Annotated in this window: 19 protein-coding genes; 4 read left to right on the plus strand and 15 right to left on the minus strand. The window is 42.6% G+C overall.

Annotated features, from left to right (window positions below):
* Nucleotides 1-21 precede the first annotated feature (21 nt).
* From CEF17_RS20445 to CEF17_RS15345, 4 genes are all read right to left on the minus strand, one after another.
* Complete coding sequence (locus tag CEF17_RS20445; protein WP_198508989.1) at nucleotides 22-2,160, minus strand: helix-turn-helix domain-containing protein; 2,139 nt, start codon at nucleotides 2,158-2,160, stop codon at nucleotides 22-24.
* Complete coding sequence (locus CEF17_RS15335; protein ID WP_100400299.1) at nucleotides 2,157-2,414, minus strand: hypothetical protein; 258 nt, start codon at nucleotides 2,412-2,414, stop codon at nucleotides 2,157-2,159. Before CEF17_RS15335 ends, CEF17_RS20445 begins: the two co-directional genes overlap by 4 nt.
* 16 nt (nucleotides 2,415-2,430) lie before the next feature.
* Entirely contained in the window at nucleotides 2,431-3,858 is a 1,428-nt protein-coding gene (locus CEF17_RS15340; protein WP_100400300.1) for an ATPase domain-containing protein, read from the minus strand.
* Between the two features lie 502 nt (nucleotides 3,859-4,360).
* Entirely contained in the window at nucleotides 4,361-4,522 is a 162-nt protein-coding gene (locus tag CEF17_RS15345; RefSeq protein ID WP_100400301.1) for an aspartyl-phosphate phosphatase Spo0E family protein, read from the minus strand.
* 249 nt (nucleotides 4,523-4,771) lie between these two features.
* Here CEF17_RS15345 and CEF17_RS15350 point away from each other — a divergent pair, with 249 nt between their 5' ends.
* Nucleotides 4,772-5,401 carry a cell wall hydrolase gene (locus tag CEF17_RS15350; RefSeq protein ID WP_100400302.1) on the plus strand — a complete coding sequence of 210 codons (630 nt, stop codon included), beginning with the start codon at nucleotides 4,772-4,774 and terminating at the stop codon, nucleotides 5,399-5,401.
* A gap of 97 nt (nucleotides 5,402-5,498) precedes the next feature.
* Here the strand turns inward: CEF17_RS15350 and CEF17_RS15355 are convergent, their stop codons facing one another.
* From CEF17_RS15355 to CEF17_RS15385, 7 genes are all read right to left on the minus strand, one after another.
* On the minus strand, nucleotides 5,499-6,266 hold the full coding sequence (locus CEF17_RS15355) for a putative hydro-lyase (RefSeq protein WP_100400303.1): 768 nt from the start codon (nucleotides 6,264-6,266) through the stop codon (nucleotides 5,499-5,501).
* Between the two features lie 18 nt (nucleotides 6,267-6,284).
* The gene (locus tag CEF17_RS15360; RefSeq protein WP_054637846.1) at nucleotides 6,285-7,580 is read right to left on the minus strand and encodes a TRAP transporter large permease; all 1,296 of its coding nucleotides are present in this window, start codon (nucleotides 7,578-7,580) and stop codon (nucleotides 6,285-6,287) included.
* Nucleotides 7,577-8,032 (minus strand): TRAP transporter small permease, encoded by a 456-nt coding sequence (locus CEF17_RS15365; RefSeq protein WP_100400304.1) that lies wholly within the window; start codon nucleotides 8,030-8,032, stop codon nucleotides 7,577-7,579. Before CEF17_RS15365 ends, CEF17_RS15360 begins: the two co-directional genes overlap by 4 nt.
* Nucleotides 8,033-8,118: 86 nt before the next feature.
* Entirely contained in the window at nucleotides 8,119-9,159 is a 1,041-nt protein-coding gene (locus CEF17_RS15370; protein ID WP_232725529.1) for a DctP family TRAP transporter solute-binding subunit, read from the minus strand.
* Between the two features lie 127 nt (nucleotides 9,160-9,286).
* Nucleotides 9,287-10,072 (minus strand): carbon-nitrogen family hydrolase, encoded by a 786-nt coding sequence (locus CEF17_RS15375; RefSeq protein ID WP_100400305.1) that lies wholly within the window; start codon nucleotides 10,070-10,072, stop codon nucleotides 9,287-9,289.
* An 11-nt stretch (nucleotides 10,073-10,083) separates the two neighbouring features.
* Nucleotides 10,084-10,764 (minus strand): DUF2848 family protein, encoded by a 681-nt coding sequence (locus CEF17_RS15380; protein WP_100400306.1) that lies wholly within the window; start codon nucleotides 10,762-10,764, stop codon nucleotides 10,084-10,086.
* Nucleotides 10,761-11,417: a GntR family transcriptional regulator gene (locus tag CEF17_RS15385; RefSeq protein ID WP_232725593.1), complete on the minus strand. Its 657-nt coding sequence runs from the start codon at nucleotides 11,415-11,417 to the stop codon at nucleotides 10,761-10,763. The genes CEF17_RS15380 and CEF17_RS15385 overlap by 4 nt, the downstream gene beginning before the upstream one ends.
* A 375-nt stretch (nucleotides 11,418-11,792) precedes the next feature.
* On the opposite strand from CEF17_RS15385, the gene CEF17_RS15390 reads away from it, so the two are divergent.
* Together CEF17_RS15390 and CEF17_RS20685 are read left to right on the plus strand one after the other, a co-directional pair.
* Nucleotides 11,793-12,632, plus strand: coding sequence for a LysM peptidoglycan-binding domain-containing protein (locus tag CEF17_RS15390; RefSeq protein ID WP_100400308.1), 840 nt, complete (start codon nucleotides 11,793-11,795; stop codon nucleotides 12,630-12,632).
* Nucleotides 12,633-12,729: 97 nt separating this feature from the next.
* The gene (locus CEF17_RS20685; RefSeq protein ID WP_100400309.1) at nucleotides 12,730-12,909 is read left to right on the plus strand and encodes a hypothetical protein; all 180 of its coding nucleotides are present in this window, start codon (nucleotides 12,730-12,732) and stop codon (nucleotides 12,907-12,909) included.
* Nucleotides 12,910-12,912: 3 nt separating this feature from the next.
* Here CEF17_RS20685 and CEF17_RS20125 read toward each other — a convergent pair whose 3' ends face one another.
* The 4 genes from CEF17_RS20125 to CEF17_RS15410 all read right to left on the minus strand — a co-directional run bounded on the left by CEF17_RS20125 (nucleotide 12,913) and on the right by CEF17_RS15410 (nucleotide 15,763).
* A complete protein-coding gene (locus CEF17_RS20125; RefSeq protein WP_157843060.1) occupies nucleotides 12,913-13,074 on the minus strand; it encodes a hypothetical protein in 162 nt (53 codons plus the stop codon).
* 32 nt (nucleotides 13,075-13,106) lie between these two features.
* On the minus strand, nucleotides 13,107-13,991 hold the full coding sequence (locus CEF17_RS15400; protein WP_100400310.1) for a helix-turn-helix domain-containing protein: 885 nt from the start codon (nucleotides 13,989-13,991) through the stop codon (nucleotides 13,107-13,109).
* Nucleotides 13,992-14,332: 341 nt separating this feature from the next.
* Nucleotides 14,333-15,010 carry a DUF4956 domain-containing protein gene (locus tag CEF17_RS15405; protein ID WP_054637608.1) on the minus strand — a complete coding sequence of 226 codons (678 nt, stop codon included), beginning with the start codon at nucleotides 15,008-15,010 and terminating at the stop codon, nucleotides 14,333-14,335.
* 21 nt (nucleotides 15,011-15,031) lie between these two features.
* On the minus strand, nucleotides 15,032-15,763 hold the full coding sequence (locus tag CEF17_RS15410; RefSeq protein ID WP_100400311.1) for a polyphosphate polymerase domain-containing protein: 732 nt from the start codon (nucleotides 15,761-15,763) through the stop codon (nucleotides 15,032-15,034).
* 203 nt (nucleotides 15,764-15,966) lie between these two features.
* Here CEF17_RS15410 and CEF17_RS15415 point away from each other — a divergent pair, with 203 nt between their 5' ends.
* Nucleotides 15,967-18,528 (plus strand): CotH kinase family protein, encoded by a 2,562-nt coding sequence (locus CEF17_RS15415; RefSeq protein WP_100400312.1) that lies wholly within the window; start codon nucleotides 15,967-15,969, stop codon nucleotides 18,526-18,528.
* The last annotated feature ends 11 nt before the right edge of the window (nucleotides 18,529-18,539 follow it).

Here is an 18,539-nt window from a genome sequence, read left to right on the forward strand (position 1 = left end):
ACGACATGTGAGACAGCCATTTTACGAGGAAGAAGTTCCTTCATATTTCATTTTGTATACCTTGGAAATCGCATGAGCCCGGTCGGTGACATCAAGCTTTTGAAAGATTTTCGTTACGTGATTTTTTACCGTATGATCACTAATATAAAGCTTTTGAGCGATTTCTCTATTGTTCAATCCTTGTACCACTAAATCCAATACTTCCTGTTCTCGCGGTGAAAGCTTGCTATTCGTTTTAATTGCCGCTGAAGTAGGTATAATCTCTTCACTTTTTAATATTTTCTTTGTAAGGGTAAACTCTTCTTCCATGACTTCTTTGCCTTCTATAAAAGAAATAAATTCCTGAACAACTCCTTCCTCTGATCCTAGTAAAGCTTTCATAGTCTCTAAGCTTTCTCCATTTTCGATATAAGACAAAATCACAGCCAGCACTTGACTGCCTGCTCCTATCTCTTTCCACGAAACCCCCGGTTTCCCACCGGCCAGTGCCTTTCCTTCTTCCAGCATATCGGGCACCTTACTTTCAGGGAATATTTCTCGAATAAAATCCGGTGTATAAGGATAGAGCTGGCATGCGTTGATCACATCCCGCATCAATGTTACCGGCAGGCCAATATTTGCAATAAACTCTCCAGCAATCTTTGCTGCTTGCTGAGAGGCTGAATGAGATTTCGGATCAAACTGCTCAATGGCTTTGTGCAGGGCATGAACTTGCCCTTCGCCAAGATCTTCGTTTTCCTGTCTCGCCAGCTGCAAAGAAACGCCGCCAATAATAGATAATGTATGCAAAAAAGCCGTATGTTCCTGAAGATGCCGTTCTGACAATGTGTCACACCCTACGCAGAGGATACCTAACAGGTCGTCACGATGGAACAGCGGGCACTCAATAACATAGCTTGCTTCCTGAGTCTCCCGGACCGTTGGCGCAAAAACATCTCTTGAGCCTGGGGATTGGAAGTAACGTTTTGCCGCTTCCTTTGCATAGGCACTTATTTCTTTTTTCCTATTCCCTCGGGATACAAGCTGAATTTTGTCGGTTTCACGATCTTTTAGGATGACACAGGAGAAAGGCCCTTCTACAAGGTTAAGACTGATATCAACTAAGATATAGAGGATCCTTTTAAGCTCTGGAGTAGAAGCAAGCATGGTGGAAATTTCGACCAGAGATGATAAGCGGGCAAGCTGCTGCTTATGTTCAGCCTGCAGGGATGTTGTGTGAAAGCTTGATTCTAAAATGGCAGCTAATGTTTTTCCCTGTTCTAAAGCTGATTGTGAATTAGCTCCCTTTTTAAGCTCTCCTCCAAACAAAAGAGATATCGAGCCATTCCGCTGTTTTATCGGGAAACAATAAAGCGATTTCACATTGACGCCTTTTCTCCTAAAAAAGAGAGAGCGGGGATCCTCTTGAACTTGTTCCCAGCTGGATCCTTTCCCTGTAATAAGGACTCTTCCCAAAAAGCTTTCTCCAGGGGAGAAAGTAGCATTTAATAAGTCTTGAGCCTCACTGCCTGCAATATGATCTACCCGGTAAAGCTCGTCTTCCTCCTTCTGAGCTGTTCCTATAAAATCCAGATCTTTGCTGTTTTCAAGAAAATAATCAAGGAGCTGTTGAAGGTCTTTGTGGTCTGTCTTTGCAGCTTCGCGGAACAGCTGAGCCTGCACAGAGGCTGCCCCTTCCTGGTTATTTTCCTGAAAACAGAGGCCGGCAAGGGCTGAGACAGATCCAGCACGCCGCATCCATTCCTGTTTGTTTTCAGGGGTAAGAGAAGGCGCCTCATCTACTGCTTTTTCCCATACTTCTTCACTCTTGGATATTTTACCCAGCTCGGATATTACAAATTGCTGTGTCTGTTCTTCCACCATGGCTCCAGCACATAAGTAAATATTTTCTCCATTCTCTTTACCGACAGGAGCAATGACTACATGGACACCCGGCAAAACATCGTACACAAAAGGCCGGGAGATAACACTTCCCAGGCCTTCTTTAATTTTATCTAATAAATTTCCCTCTTTCAGAGTAAGAAGCCTGTTACACAGGACATTTTCCCCTTTAGGCGGCGCAATCAGCTCACCCTTTTCATCAGTAAACAAAATAGTAAGGTCGTACTGAGCCGCGTATGTTTCTTGTATTTCTTCAATAAGCTCTATTGGCATGCTCATGATTTATTCAGCTCACTTGTCAGGTCAATTTCTATCGTAACCGCGGGTTCTTTATAACGAAAAAGGGGTAAGGAATCATCTCCTATCTTTTGAATAATTTCCTGCTTGAGTAACGAATCTATAACTGGCTCCAGCTCTTCTTTGTTTCTCCCTAATCTTATTTCTAATCCTTCCACAGTTTCAACCATATAAGGATTTGACTGAAACAGCATGGTGCATTCAAGTTGCATGGACAATAACTCGTTTTTTTCCAATGGGTGTATCCCCCTTCTATCTTAACCTTATAAATGGATGTTCCTTTTTACTTTCAAGCAAGCAAGGCTCCGAAATTAAACCGTTCGGTGATTTGGTAACCTGCAGATATTGGTAGGCGCCATCAACCCAGGTTTTAAACACTCCGTTTGTTGTCCGTTCTAAAAAGGAAGCAGCTTGTTCACCAACCTCTTTAAAATTGCATAACACGAGCATTGTCAACCCGAGCGACCTGGCCAGCGCCGCCTCCTTGGCAAAAGACCTTAATACATAGTCTTTTCCTCTTTCATTAAATATCGTGTTTAAGTCGTAATAAACAAACCAGCCGGCACTGTTTTGCGGACCGTCCTTTATTTGCTCGATTAATTCATGGTCGATAAAATGGCTGTATTCTTCATTAGATAAATCTTTCACATGAAAAACGGCATGCTTCCAGTCAGGGGGCACTGGACGGTCGTAGTGCTCAATAAAGTATACCCTTTGATCCTTAATAGCTTTTTCAATATCTACTTTGTGAAGCTTCAGTAAAGGTCCGAACTCAGTTATTGTCTGTGTACTGGATAATAAGCTGATGAGACTGTAACCTTCTTTCAGACGTTCAGCAAGGATGGATGCAATGATGTGCCTGTAGTTGGCTTTGCTGTTTGTATCGAGCATATAAACCGCCCCCTCGGCCATTCCTCCTCCTAACAGCCTGTCCAGGCTTTCGATGCCTGTATTGACGCTTTTGTCTCTTGAATCTATTTGCTTGTCAACCACCGTTTGAGCAGCCAGCATGACATAAATTCCTTCCTCTGTAATGCGGTATACATGCTCTCCTTCAATAAGGCGTGCTCCCCGCATTTTAACGACTTCAAGGGTTCTCTTCCGAAACATACTCCTATGCTCCTTAAGATACAAACGAATAACCCCATCCATAAGAAAGTGCTCAAAGGGGATGTCTTCTCTTTGAAGACTGGATTGCTCCTGTATGAGAAGCGAGGTAAGACCGAGCCTTCTCAAAGTGTTTCGCAACGTATAAAGTATTTTACGGTTGTCCCTTTCTCCCTCCTGACTTAAATACCTAAACAAGCTAATACTGTCTATGACCATGCGTTTGCAGCCTATTTCCCGGACCATTACTTCAAGTAAGCCTTTTGGTGTTGTCAGCTGTTCCATTAACACCTCAGGAGACAAGCACACGACTCGTAAATTGTTATTTATCTCATGTTTTCTAAGATCCCATCCATAGCTTTTCATATCCTCGTAGAGTTGTTCAGGAAATTCTTCGAAGGTAATGTAAATTCCAGGCTCGTTTTGTTGAATTCCACGGAGTAAGAACTGTATACCTATCGTCGTTTTGCCAGTGCCTGGTGCTCCCTCCAAAATGACAGCCGATTTTTCCGGAAGGCCTCCCTCTATTATTTCGTCTAAACCATGGATTCCTGTAGCACATTTACCAGTCATAGATTCAACCAGCCTCCTTACTAACGGAATAGAAACTTTCCTGCAGGTGTTTGGTCTGTCATGGTACAAGGTTAATGTTAAACCCGCTTCTGCAGATTAAGTATCCCCTTCTATTCTTATTTTCAATGTTCACTTAAGTGAACGATAAGTGTAAAAAAATATGTACTTGAAACCCTCTACCCTTTTTACTTGGAAGCAAAAAGTTGTGACCCAAAAACTATAACTTCGCCCTATAATCGGTGCCTGGCACCCTCCCCGAATGTAATACTTTTGTAACATTTGAAGGTGCCTTACACCACCGCAGTATGTAACATCCCTGTAACACGAAACACGCTGCCCCCCTGGTACTAATGGATTCTTCCTTAACTGCCTTTAACGGTGCCTGGCACCCCTATAGAATGTCATATTGCTGTAACACGAAACACCCCGCAACCCCTGGTACTAATGGATTCTTCCTTTTTCGCCATGCCAGGGTGCCAGGCACCCTATCATGGAGTCACTCTTATTGGATTTTTTGGTAGTGGTTAAGTAAAATGTCTAGTTTCTGGCTGCATTTCACTGTTTTCCTGCTGCTTAATCCGTGCCTTTTTGCCACGATGTGCATTCTTCTTTTATTCCATTTGATTCTTTCTTCCAGTAAGACTTTCCTACAATATGCATTCATTTTCCACTCCCCTTTTTATACTCTCCCTCTATCTTTTCTGTTATCTGATGTCCTATCACTAGTATACAAGCCTACGACCTAATTACTATATTTTCCAATTAAATGTAATAAAATTGAAACAACCTAAACCCATAGACACCAAAACTCACACCATCCCTCTCTGATAACTAAGTCCATTGTCTCAATATCTCAATTTCTAGTTTTAACTTGCTTTCGAAAGGGTTTAGTAAAAGAGAAAGGAGGCTACTTATGAAGAAAAGGTTCACTATAGTTTACAGTTTTTTATTTGCACTTACTTTACTACTTCTTCCTACCATGACTGAACAGGCAGAAGCCCAATCAGTCCTGCAAAAGGGGTCTGAAGGCCCTGCTGTCACCACCCTGCAACAGAAGCTGGTACAGCTTGATTACCTACATACTTCTCCAACTGGGTATTACGGTTCAGCAACAGAAGAAGCGGTCCGTCAATTCCAAGCTGAGTTCTCTCTCGGTGTAGACGGGATAGCCGGCCCGGGTACTCTCCACAAACTGAAAGAGGTCGAAAAAATGGCCAGAGTCGTTCATGGTGAAGCACGCGGAGAGCCGTACAAAGGTCAGGTTGCAGTCGCTGCGGTTGTGAAAAACCGCCTCCACTCCTCTGAGTTTCCAAATTCGGTCGAGGGAGTCATTCATCAGAGGAATGCGTTCACTGCGGTTCATGACGGGCAATACGCACTCACCCCCGACAGCACGTCGTACCAGGCTGTAAGAGACGCTTATCAAGGCTGGGATCCTTCAAAAGGAGCTACATATTATTACAACCCGGCCATCGCAACATCAGAGTGGATCTTCACTCGAACGCCGAGTCATACGATCGGCAAGCATTTATTTGCCAATTAAAAACGAACAAAACCTGTCTCATCTTTATGAGACAGGTTTTTTATCTAAGTGTAAATTATAGCAGTCCATACAATTTTCCGGTTTTACACAGCCCAGCTCAGTCTAATTCATTGTATGTTTTATCCATAACAAACATATGGCCAGGTTCATGAGTAATCGCAATAGGAAGCTTTGCGCGGAGAACCGCTTCCTGAGGGGTCACTCCGCAAGCCCAAAACACAGGAACTTCGCCTTCTTTCAGTTCAATCGCTTCCCCGTAGTCAGGCTGATCTAAATTCTGAATTCCAATTTCCCTTGGGTCCCCAATATGGACCGGACCGCCATGAGTCCGGGGAAATTTTTCTGTAATCTCGGCTGCCAGCTGTGCTTGTTCTTGGGGAACAGGGCGCATGGATACGACCATGGGGCCATGGAACGGGCCCGCTTCCACCGTCTCAATATTCGTACGGTACATGGCTACATTCTTCTTCTCCTCAATATGACGCAGCCTGATCCCACTGTCGATCAATGCATTTTCAAACGTAAAGCTGCATCCAATAAGAAAGGTGACAAAATCGTTCTGCCAAATCTCTGTTACATCCTCTGCCTGCTCTACAAACTCTCCTTGCCTGTAAATCCGGTATTTTGGCACATCTTTTCGTATATCAGACCCGTCAGCCAGCTCTGAAACGTAAGAACCAGGATGTATCACTTCGAGTACCGGACAGGACTTCGGATTACTTCTTGTATATTCTTTAAAAGCTCCTGCGTATTGCACGGGAAGAATCACTATATTTGCCTGCAGGGTCTCAAAATTGAATCCTGTTGTTGGTTTATTCCACTTTCCAGCTCGAATTTGCTTGCGAACCTCTGCTGGTGTATTCATATCTTCATCTCCTTCATATTAATCAACTGTCCCAAACCATTGCTCATAGTTGTCAGGGAAGAACATGATGAGATCTGGAATATACGTAACAATAACCAATACAAAGAGCAAAATAGCGATCTGAGGGATCAGATATCTAAACATTTCCGGTACCTTGATATTGGCGATCCGTGCCGTAACAAATAAAGCTACTCCTAAAGGAGGTGTCACCATACCAATTGTCAGGTTGACTGCCAGGATAATACCAAAATGTACAGGGTCAATTCCTGCTGCTAAGGCAAGGGGCAAAAACAGCGGTGTGAAAATAGACACAGCACTGATTGTATCAATAAATGTACCGGCAATTAATAAGATTACATTGATCAATAGCAGTAGCAAAAACGGATTTTCAGCAACCGGCCCCAGCATATCTACCATTTGCTGCGGAATCGAATGATAGGATAACAGCCAGATAAATAAAGAGGCATTACCAATTAAGAAAATAATATAGGCTGTGGTTTTTCCTGAATCGATAAACACAGGAATAAGATCCTTTGGCTTTAAATCCCTGTATACAAAGAGTCCGATGATCAACGCATAGGCTACAGCAATAACCCCTGATTCAGTAGCTGTAAAAATACCTGAAATTATTCCCCCAAGGATAATAATGGGCATGATCAAAGCAAGCACAGCGTCTTTTAATCCAAAGAGAAACTCCTTTGCACTTGGAAAAGGGGACCTTGTTTTATCCTTGGTTTTTAAGCCGATCACAAAGCAGTACGCCATCAGGCCAATCCCCATTAAGATACCAGGAACAACTCCCGCCACAAACAAATCACTTATGGATACACTTGCCATTACCCCAAACAAAATCAACACGATACTAGGAGGGATAATTGGTCCGATTGTAGACGATGTGGCAACAAGGCTTGAGGAAAAACGAGGATCATAGCCTTGCTTAGTCATCGCAGGAATCATCATCCCCCCGATTGCAGCAGCTGCTGCAATCGCCGTTCCGGTCAGTGCTGAAAAGAACATGCTTGCCACGACAATGACCATCGCCAGTCCCCCGGGCATAAAGCCGACAATCATTTGGGAAAAACGAATTAAACGGTTCGAAATACCGCCCTTTGTCATGATTTCTCCAGCAAGAATAAACAAGGGAACAGCAATTAACGTAAAGCTTTCAATTCCGTTATAAATCCTTCGAGGCACGTTAATCAATAAACCGGGATCGGTTAGAAAAATGCCCAGCATAGATACGAAGCCAAGAGCAAAGGCTATCGGGATTCGTAGTAAAATAAGTACAAATAAAAGTGGAATAAGCCAGATCATTTCTTCATCACCTTCCTAACTTGGAAGTAGAGCATAAATAATCCGCTTACCGGAATAGCCAGGTACACGTAAGCGACCGGCACTGGAAGAATCCCGACAATCTGCCCCGACTGCAAATTATTTAAAAAGAGCTGAAAACCGTAATAAACAAGGACGGATATCAATGCAATAACAATGAGAAATTCTAAAATTACTGAAATTTTTCTTATCGGTTCAGGAGCTTTGTCAAGAAGGTCTACCTGCAAATGCTCACTATTTTTAATCCCAAGCACCGCTCCAAAGAGGACGGTATAAACAAAGCAGATCAAAACGAATTCCTGCGACCAGGCCAATGATTGGCCAAGGACATACCGAAAGACGACTTGAAGAAGTGTCACCGCTGCGGTCAGAAACAAGCCTAAAAACAGGAGCCCTTCCATCACTTTCCCTAAGATGTAATCAATTTTAGCCATATAGACCTCCCCTTGGGATCTTTTACAATAAAAGCAGGTGCCCCAGCTGGTGCCATACACCAGCTAAGACACCCTTCACTTTTCTACTATTCTCTTTCAAGAACGCGGTCTACTAGGGAACTTGGCACTTGATCCTCAAGTACATCTCTTACTTCAGAAGTAGCTTCCTGGAACGCGTCGCGGTCAGGGTCTTCGGTGATGGTTACACCTTCATTTGCCAAATGCTCAAGAATTTCTTCTTCAAGCTCGCCAAGGTGTTCACGGTGGAATTCTGTTGTTTCATCTACTGCTTCCTGAACCGCTGCAAATTGCTCGTCACTAAGGTTATCCTGGGCGTTATTGCTCATAACTACAATAGCCGGAGAATACGTGTGAGCAGTTAAAGATACATAATCCTGAACCTCATAGAAGTTCATAGAATCAATAGTTGGAAGAGGATTTTCCTGGCCGTCAACCACACCCTGATCCAAGGCTGAATACAATTCATTAAAGTCTACTGGTGTAGGGCTTGCTCCTAAGGCTTGCATATGTGCTTCCCAAACAGCAGAAGGCTGTACGCGTATGCTTAGTCCTTCCATGTCGTCAGGGTGGGCAATTTCACGCTCATTATTTGACACATGACGCTCTCCCACTTCCCAATAGCCAAGACCAACCATATTTTTTTCATTTACCGTTTCAAGGAGTTCTTGCCCAATGTCACCGTCAAGAGTTTCATAGACGTGGTCAATATCTTCAAAAATGTATGGAATACCAAACAGGTTCATTTCCGGGACAGTATTTGCAAAGCTGCTGTCAGCCGCAACGGTTGTCATATCAATGGTACCGTCAAGAATCTGCTCTACAACTTCCGCTTCACTGCCAAGTGTGGCGTTGCCATGAATATCAATCTCTACGCTTCCATCAGTTTTTTCCGCCACTAGATCGCGGAAGTGTTCCGCTGCAATATGATATTGGTGAGAGTCTGAAGCCGAGTGTGCAAGACGAAGCGTTACGCTTTCCTCTGCTCCTCCGTTTCCATCTGCTGCTTCTTCCTCTCCGCCAGCTGGTTCGTCACCATTTCCCCCGCATGCTGTAAGTGCAAGTACCACCGCTGCTCCAGTCATAGTCATTGTCCATCTTTTTCTCAATGTTAGTCACCCCTTTAGTAAAATTAAAAACCTCTGTACATACGGATACCAGTAATGCATTATATCTATATAGAAAGTTTCCCTCATGCTTTTTCCTGCCTGCATAAAAATTGGCAAAGCAATCTATTTAATATAAATGAGGAACTCTGCTATCAAAAATAGGAACCTGTTTCCTCACATTTTTCACATTTTCCAGGTCCAGAGAAGCCGTTAAAAACTCTGTCTCCCCCTGACTTCCCTTTGCCAGCACGTTCCCCCACGGGTCTGTAATCATCGAACGGCCGGCAAATTCCACCCCGTCATACGCGCCGACTCGATTTGATGATATGACATACATTTGATTTTCTATCGCTCTGGCCTGCTGAAGCACCTCCCAATGACCTGCTCTTGCATCCGGCCATTCTGCAGGGATAAACAGGGCCTGGGCTCCCTGAAGGGCAAGCTCGCGCATTATTTCAGGAAAGCGAAGGTCAAAGCAAATAACAATCCCCATTTTAATTCCATCGAGTTCAAACACTTTCACTTTTTCACGACCAGGTGCAAGGTAGTCTGGTTCCTTCAGCATCGGGACAAGGTGCAGCTTGTCATATTCATAGACAACGCTTCCTTTTTTATCAATCACGATTGCCCGGTTGTATATGCCGCTCTCCTCTTTAACAGCGATAGAGCCTCCGACAATGTGCACACCGTATTCCTGTGCAAGCTTCTTAAGAAAATCAATGGTTTCATGATTTGGCGGCTCAGCCTGATTATGAAGATCAGGAAGCGTATAGGCTGTGGTCCACATTTCAGGAAGAACAACCAGATCTGTTTTCTCACTAGAAACCTGCTCTTTAAACCATTTGGATATATTCTTTCTGTTTGCCTCCGGCTCTCCCGGCACAATATCAATCTGGAAAACTAAGATTCTCATTCTATCCCTCCTTACAGCTCCTGGACTTCATAATGAAGTATAATAGAGTCTCCTTTAATCGGATCCTCAAGGGACATTTCATAGGCTTCGCCAAACTTGAAGCCGTCAAGCAAAGGGACTGTCCCTGCAAAAAACACAGAATGAGGAAGCTCAATTCCACGTGATTTTAAATTTTCCTTGATGTCTTCGTAAGGCATGATTGCTGCTACCTTCTCGTTTTGATAAGACTGCCACTGGCCGTCCACTTTAATTTCTGTTTTCAAAACTAACTCATCCCAATGATCGATTACATCTTTCACCGGCCAGACTTTGGAAGCCAGCGGCTTATCACACACCTGCTTTGACTTTCCGATATGTACTGTCTCTAACTCTCTATCTGTGTGATCGCTTCCTACCGTCACATACACTTCCTCTTCCTTGTCTCCATAGATAAAGACAAGCTCTGCCTCCCCTGAGGTCTGATCTCCTATTACTTCCATCTTTCCAGTCGTGTTCAGACTAGAAAGTCTCATAGGAAAAAGAGTAGGAGTCTGCTCCGGACGGGGTACGCCGAGCTCTGCAAGCTCCTCGATGTGCTCCTTTACCTTCTCCTGGTTTCTTCCTGAGTAACCAATACAAAGCACATTGTTTATAGAAAGACCTTTGTTTTCATTTCTGCTTGTAATCGTTAAGCTGGTATCATTGCTGCTCATAGTTTGCCCTCCTCTTTGTCGACTAGCCTAATCAGTACTTCTTCACTGTTTTTAATGTGTTCTTCAATAGCCCGGCGTGTTTCATCGACAGACCTGTTTTTTAGTGCCTGCAAAATTGCCTGGTGTTCCTCAAGTGTTTCTTTTTTACGGAATTCATTGTCCACAGCCCGAATCCCAAACCTGAGCATCTGATCGCTTAAATGGTCAAGAAACTGTATTAAGCGGCTGTTATTAGTCAGCTGGGCCATATACATATGAAACTTTCTGTCCTCATTAATAAATTCTTGCTTATTTTGAGTGGAAAGCTCCTCCATCTTCTTGTAAAAGCCTTCAAGGGCCTCGATTTGTTCATCTGTTATACTCTCAGCAATCAGAATGCCGACAAAACTTTCATTTGCGCAGCGGCATTGAAAGACTTCCAGTATATCCTGCCTGTCGATTTCTTTTACAACGACCCCCTTCCAGGGAATCGTCTCCACCCAGCCTTCAAATTCCAATTTCTTTAATGCTTCTCTTACCGGTGTACGGCTCACTCCTAAGGTATCGGCTATTGTTCGTTCTTGCAGCGTATCACCCGGCTTAATATCCTGGCTGATAATTGCCGCCTTTATCTCTCTGTATACTTGATCCGTGTAAGAAACGAACTTTCCCACCTTTTTCAAAACTAACACTCCTTACTAGCTCTCTAAAAAACCGATATGTGGTGTGCGGTGTGTGGTATACCACTCTCTCATTACTAAGTACTTTATCCTATGTTAATAGAATTGTCAAACTAATGATAAAATTTCATTTATTACTTTTTTTCAAATAACATATAAAAAAGGCTTACATCTTAGGAAAACCACTCAACGGAACCTTCGACTAACTAGATATAAAATCAACCTTAGCCATTAACAGAGTTTAATTTTCACAAGAATGATTCCCATAACTTGTACAACCAAACTGTTCCATGATAATTACTCACTTTCTAGATTAGGTCTAGGAAAAAAGGGGTAGGGATAAGTAAACCCACGTAGGAGTTGGTTTTTATGAAATATCATTTTAAGGAGAAACATAAGAGAGGGCCGTTTGTAAAGGCTGTTGTATCTTTGGTTGTAGCTGCTGGTCTCTTTGCCGGGGCGGCATCTTCATCCAGCGCCTGTGCGTGCAGTGAGGTTTATGAAGTGCAGCCAGGAGATACACTTTACTCTCTGGGACAACAATACGGAGTCACGGTGGAACAGCTGCAAAATAAAAATGAAATGGGCCATTCCACTGATCTCGCAGTTGGTCAAGAGCTTTTAGTACCTCCAGGTGGTCCGGTACATGACTCACCAGCTTCTGAAGATGAAACGAGCAGTATGACAGAGTATACCGTCGAACAAGGTGACACCCTTTACAGCATTGCAACTGGTGCAGGAATGACTGTAAATGAGGTGAAAGAGGCAAATAATCTGGGGAGCAATACCATTTATCCCGGGCAGAGCCTGACGTTAGAAAGCAGTACTGGCAATGATTCAAGCGAAGAGAATTCTTCCTCACCAAATGACCCGTCCTATGACCAATATAGAGTGGTATCAGGAGATACGCTGTTCAGCCTGGCTAACCGGTTTGGGACTACAGTAGGGGAATTGCAGGACTTAAACAACAAATCAACTCACCATATAAACATAGGAGAACGATTGACCATCCCAGATGTAGTAACGGCTCAGGCTACGATGGTTGGTTACTCGGACATGCATACGATCGCAGTTGAGATACACGGAGAAGAACGAGCGTTAAAGCTAGGGTATAACAACGATATTCCTTTCTATGCAGGAGAGGAAATGAACATCACTTATACAACAGGTGGAGACAGACCGGCTCTTGTACAAGCAACAGAACGATAACTACTCTTTAACCATGAAAAGGACTTTCCTTGAAACAAAGGGGAAGTCCTTTTTTACGTATTACATTCTTTAAAGAGGCAATACGCGGAACCCCTTTATGATCCACAAAGAAGGCTCTTTCCTGACTGATCTGTGTAACGGCCTCATCATTTCCTTGGCGATCTGGATTGTCATAGGAGCTCTATTGTATTACTTCCTCTCTAAGAGAAAATCCTTAAAAGTTCAAAAAAAAGAACAGGCTTTACCTAAAAAGGCGTTCCTGCTCTACTTTACTTAAGTATTAGTGACGGTGAGGTAACCCTAAAGCGCTAACTTCTTCATCTTGGGCAGATTTTCCTTTGACTGCTTCATCAAAATCACCTGTTACGCCTCCAAATAGACCAAAGCTAAAAAGAGAAGCAACGATGGCAAAACTAGCAAGTGTCTTTGCAGCTTTTTTCATATTTCCCCCTCCTTTCATTCCTACCTATAATATTACTTTACTTTTAACAAATTCCCTAGTTCTTTTTTTGATAGTTCTACCATTTCTGTATGCTTTTGAGCTTCAAAAAGCACAATCGCTCGTTGAATCATCATTTCACCATCTTTGATCCTGCCTAAATTAATGTAGTTTTCACCAAGCTGGAAATACAGCTCTCCAAACAAATACATCGTTTCATTATCAATACACAAATCTATGGCCTGTTCAATCAATTCACAAGATTTCTCGTACTCTTCTACGTCCGTATACGTTTTGGATAAAGAATACAACACACGAATATGAATGTGAGGGTTATTTAAGTGTGGGCTGGATGCCATCAAATTCAGGGCCTTATTATAAATCCTGATTGCTTTCTCAAGTTCCCCTATTTCACAATGGATAATTGCTTTGCTGACGATAATCTCAACTTCGCGCTGTTTAATTGGTTCGTTCTGTGAATATGTTAACTGCAACGCTTCTTCCAATGTGTCCAGTGCCTTGTCTGCATTCCCGAGGTGGTGGTATTGGCAAATCCCCATATGCCACAACAGAAACTGCTGACGGTATCTATCCCAGGATAATGGTTCATCCTCCAGTTCCCGTGACACGATTTCATAAATAAAGGCATAATCCCGGTAGCGAATAAAGCGACGTATAATATTTTCTATGGCACCGCCGTAATCATTAATTTCTTCATTCCTGATTTGAAAAAAGTCTTCGAGTTCAATCTGCAGCCGGCAGCTGAGCTTCTGCAGGACATCCACTCTCGGATACTGAAGGGATAACTCAAAGTCTCTGTATTCTTCTCTCGTACAGATCCCCCGGCACACTTCTTCGATTTTCAGGCCTCTTGCTTGACGGAGATGGGATAAAACACGTCCTACTTGCCTTACACTCATGTCTAATTGTCCCCCACCCTTCTCTCTTCCAGTTCTCTCTACGATTTTAACTTACCCCTATCATAAAGATGTTTTACTTATTTTTCTATAGTTATTAAGCATGAAAATGGAAAAATTATGATTTTAATTATAATTCCCTATTTTAAGAAGGACTACTTTTATCCTAGTGGGTGCCTCTAGTGGGTGCCTGGCACCTTTCTCGGCTGTAACATTTCCGTTTGCCTTTTTCCTTCTATATCATAGCTTGTACTGTTTTCTATGTTACAAACCCCTATAGGTGCCAGGCACGCTATATATATAAAAAAAGCACACAGCATGTATTACATGCTGTGTGCTTCTTATTAGGAGAAATTAATCGAGACTTTTAGATTTGCATTTCGTTCGCGAATGGCATCCATTAATTCTTTATCAAGGACGCCTTCTTTGTTACGAACAGAATAATCGAGCTGAATCATGGTTCCAAGGTTTGTTGTCTCTACGCTTCGAAGCTCTACATACTCCAGCTTTTCCTCAAAGATGTCAGTAAATAGGTCTTCATAATGGAGATTCTCTGGAATAGTAATCCGTAAACGCTTCAAGGCTTCGCCTTTGCTTCCGTAGTCCATGACATACAATACATAAATTAAGAAGCTTAGCGTTAAGGTAAAAAGAATCGCCAGCATATAGAATCCTAAACCACTCGCAATCCCTGCGGCCATTCCAAAAAAGATAAATGCGATGTCCTTTGGATCACTCATGGCACTTCTAAAGCGAATAATTGAGAAGGCACCGACCAAACCAAACGCTACAGCAATATTGTTACCAATCACAATCATTACGATAGAAACGACCACACTCATAATAATGATCGTGTGGACAAAGGATTGAGAGTATTGAGACCCTTTGTACGTATGTTTATAAAGAACCGTAATAATCATACTTAGGACAAAGCTTAATATGATTGCCATAAATGCTTCCGTAAGAGTGGTTGTAGTACTTGTTACAGTAAATTGATTAATAATGTCGCTAAATTGATTCATGGAGTACTCCTTTTACTACTGCTAAAATTGACTGACTGCTTTCTTTTCTTCTTCTCCCGTCATTAAGTCAATGCTTGTGCAGAATTTAGAAACGCTCTGCCTGGAGCATTCAAAATCGCTTAACATACGAGCAAGCCACAACGGTACGCTATTATTCACCTTCACTTCGAGGATGACTAAATTCGGGTCAACAAAGTTTGTTCCCTGCGGTCCATTCTCGATTCGTAAATCATCGCTTCGGCACATTAAATTATAATCAAAAGTGACGCGAAGGTCGTCTTCAAATAACCCATGGAATGCCTGCCGGTCATAACTTACAACAACCTCTGGCTGCAGATTATAAAGGGTCTTAAAGTTATCGATCTCACGGAGGGTTTGAAAGTTCGATGCCTGAAGGTCCTCTTTTTCGCCTTCATAAATGTATTTATAAGCATCCTTAAGTTTAATGGAGGTTCTGCGTTTGTTAACCACATTATTAAACTTCTGTTTCACTTCCAAAAAGGACGTGTCGTCCACCGTCACATTATCGTAGACGCGGAGTCTCAGCTTCTGCCTAAAACGCAGCTTATTACGAGTTTCATAGTATATCTTATAATCAGGGGAATCAAAGTAAAGGCTGACTATGTTGTATCTTCCTTCGTTTCCAAATTTATCAAAGCGCATATAGGGCATCATTGCTTCTACTAATCTTTGATATCTATCGAAAGGAATTAAATACTTAACTTCATACCGGCTAAATATCTCTTTTGACAAGCGCCCCGCCTCCTTTAATACACCGAATATGTTTAGAGTTTGTTAATATTACGTAAATGACACGTAAATAATTATAAGGTCAAATTTTTTAAAAATCAATGAAACTATGATTTTATCAATAAATTGGGTTTGCTGAAAAGCGTAAATATCGGTATAATTTTTTTAGCTTACTATTAATTTATTGTAAACACAGGAGGATTGTTTTGAGAAAAGGTCTTGTTATTCTGATATCACTGCCAATTTTACTTATAATATGGTACGTGGCCCTTGTCATCACCCCGGATGGGGCTTCATTTGCAGATGAAAATTTAGAGAATTCTTTTACAGATTCTACTGGGGAATCAATTCAATCAGTTGATCCGACCACCGTCTATGAATTGGACCTGAGCGGATCTAATATTCAAAACATTGATGGATTACAGCAATTTACTGAACTTCGCAGGCTGGACCTCAGTGACAATCAGATTGAAAACCTGATGCCGCTTACAGCACTGGAACACCTTGAGGAATTATCTATCCAAAGTAATGATCTTGAATCGGTACAAACCATTTCCAACTTATCAAATTTAAGAGAGTTGGACGTAAGAGGGAATCTTATTGAAGACTTGTCAGGAATTGAAGAGCTGGAACAATTAGTCTCTTTAAATTTACGAGATAACCAGATTGTAAATATTGAGTTGCTGGCTTCTCTCGATACCCTGGAAGAATTAAACATAAGAGATAATTACATTGAAGACATTTCTGCGCTTGCCAACCTTAGTGATCTGGAAGACTTAAATATGAGAAATAACAATGTTACTTCTCTGGAGCCTTTGCGTAACTTAAATCAGCTTCGTACACGCCTTTACTTACGGGGGAATCCGATTGAAGGGACAGATCCTATAGAAGAGTATTACGAAGAAATCCATGAAACTGATTTTGATTTAACTGCTGCTCCGCCTGCGTTCTCACACGAAGGCGGATTTTATACTGATGAATTTCAATTAGAAATTGAAGCTGAGGAAGGTTCCACTGTCTACTACACGCTGGATGGCTCTGAACCTACTACTGATTCAGAGGTATATGATTCTCCGATCTCTATTTCTGATTTGTCTACCTCAGAGCCAAACCTGGCAGACATTACCACAACTGTATTAGAGGGCTGGGATGACCATACTATTGAATCGTTGTTTCAAGCCAATATAGTAAGAGCCAAAGCTATCCGTTCAGATGGCGTGAAAAGCGAAACCATTACCCATTCTTACATGGTGGATGAAGCAGGAGAAGACCGCTTCTCTCTTCCTGTCATTTCACTTGCCACCGATGCGGAGCATTTCTTTCATGAAGAAACTGGCATCTACGTACCCGGCATTCACCATGATGAGAATGCCGAACGGCCAGACAATACCGGAAACTACCACCAGAGAGGACATGAGTGGGAACGGCCTGCAAGCTTTGAATTTTATAATGAAGAAGGAGAGCGTGAGCTGGCTGAAGATTTAGGTGTAAGGATTCACGGGGGATTAACCCGCCGTTATCCACAAAAATCCCTCCGCCTCTATGCTCGTCATGATTACGGAAGAGGCTACCTTGACTACCCGTTTTTTGAAGAAGGAGATGTTCAGCAATTTGAACGGCTGCTCCTTCGTCAGTCAGGGAACGACTGGAACAGCATGATGTTTAAGGATGCCATGCTGCAAAGCTTAGTAAGAGATTTCACTGACGTAGATACACAAAGGTACCGCCCGGCAGTCGTTTTATTAAATGGAGAATACTGGGGGCTGCACAATATTAGAGAGCGCCAGGATGACCGGTATATTGAAAGCCACTACGGCATTGAACAGAATGATGTGACGATTTTAAATGCTGACGGCTCTGTATCAGACGGCTCTCCCGGCGATGAAGAACATTATGAAAGCATGCTTCGTTTTGTAGAGCGAAATGATATGGCCGATCCTGGAAACTATGAATACGTACAGACACTTATGGATGTAGATAACTATATCGATTACAACGTATCCAATATCTACTTTGGAAACACAGATTGGCCTCACAATAATCTGGCAATGTGGAGAAAAAACACTTCTTATGCCCCTGACGCAGAGCCTGGGCATGACGGAAGATGGCGTTGGCTATTATATGATACAGACTTTGGTTTCCAAATTTACGCAGCAGACCGCACTGACCATTACGGAAACCCTATGGATTACACCCACGACACCATCCACTGGGCTACCGATGATGATAGTGACGGCCCTAACGAACCATGGGCTACCTCCTTGCTGAGAAATCTTCTTGAAAATGAGGAATTCAGTGAACAGTTCGTTACCCGTTTTTCAGACTTAATGAACACCGCTTTTGAGCCAGAGTATGTGGTTAACCGCATTGATGAAATGGCGAGTGTCATTGAACCGGAAATGGAAGAACAGTCAGCCCGTTGGAGAGCTCCTTCTTCCTTTGAGAGGTGGGAACAAGAAGTAGAAATTAGAAGAGAGTTTGCTGCAGATCGTCCAGAAGCGATGAGAGAACACGTCATCAACCATTTTGACCTTGAAGGTACCTTCGATATCACTGTTAACTCATCCTCTGAAGGCCAGGTCGTAATAAACGATTATACCGTCGAAGAATCATGGGAAGCGGAGTATTTTGAAGGTTCCAACCTTGAAGTAACCGCAATCCCTGAAGAAGGCTACTCTTTTGCTGGATGGGAAGAGTTTGAAGAAGATGAGGACACACTTCATTTACAAGTAGACGAAGATATTACTCTCACCCCGGTATTTGAATAGCATGACAAGAC

The sequence above is a fragment of the Bacillus sp. FJAT-44742 genome, assembly GCF_002797315.1.
In the GTDB taxonomy this organism is placed as follows: Bacteria; Bacillota; Bacilli; order Bacillales; family Marinococcaceae; genus Thalassorhabdus; species Thalassorhabdus alkalitolerans.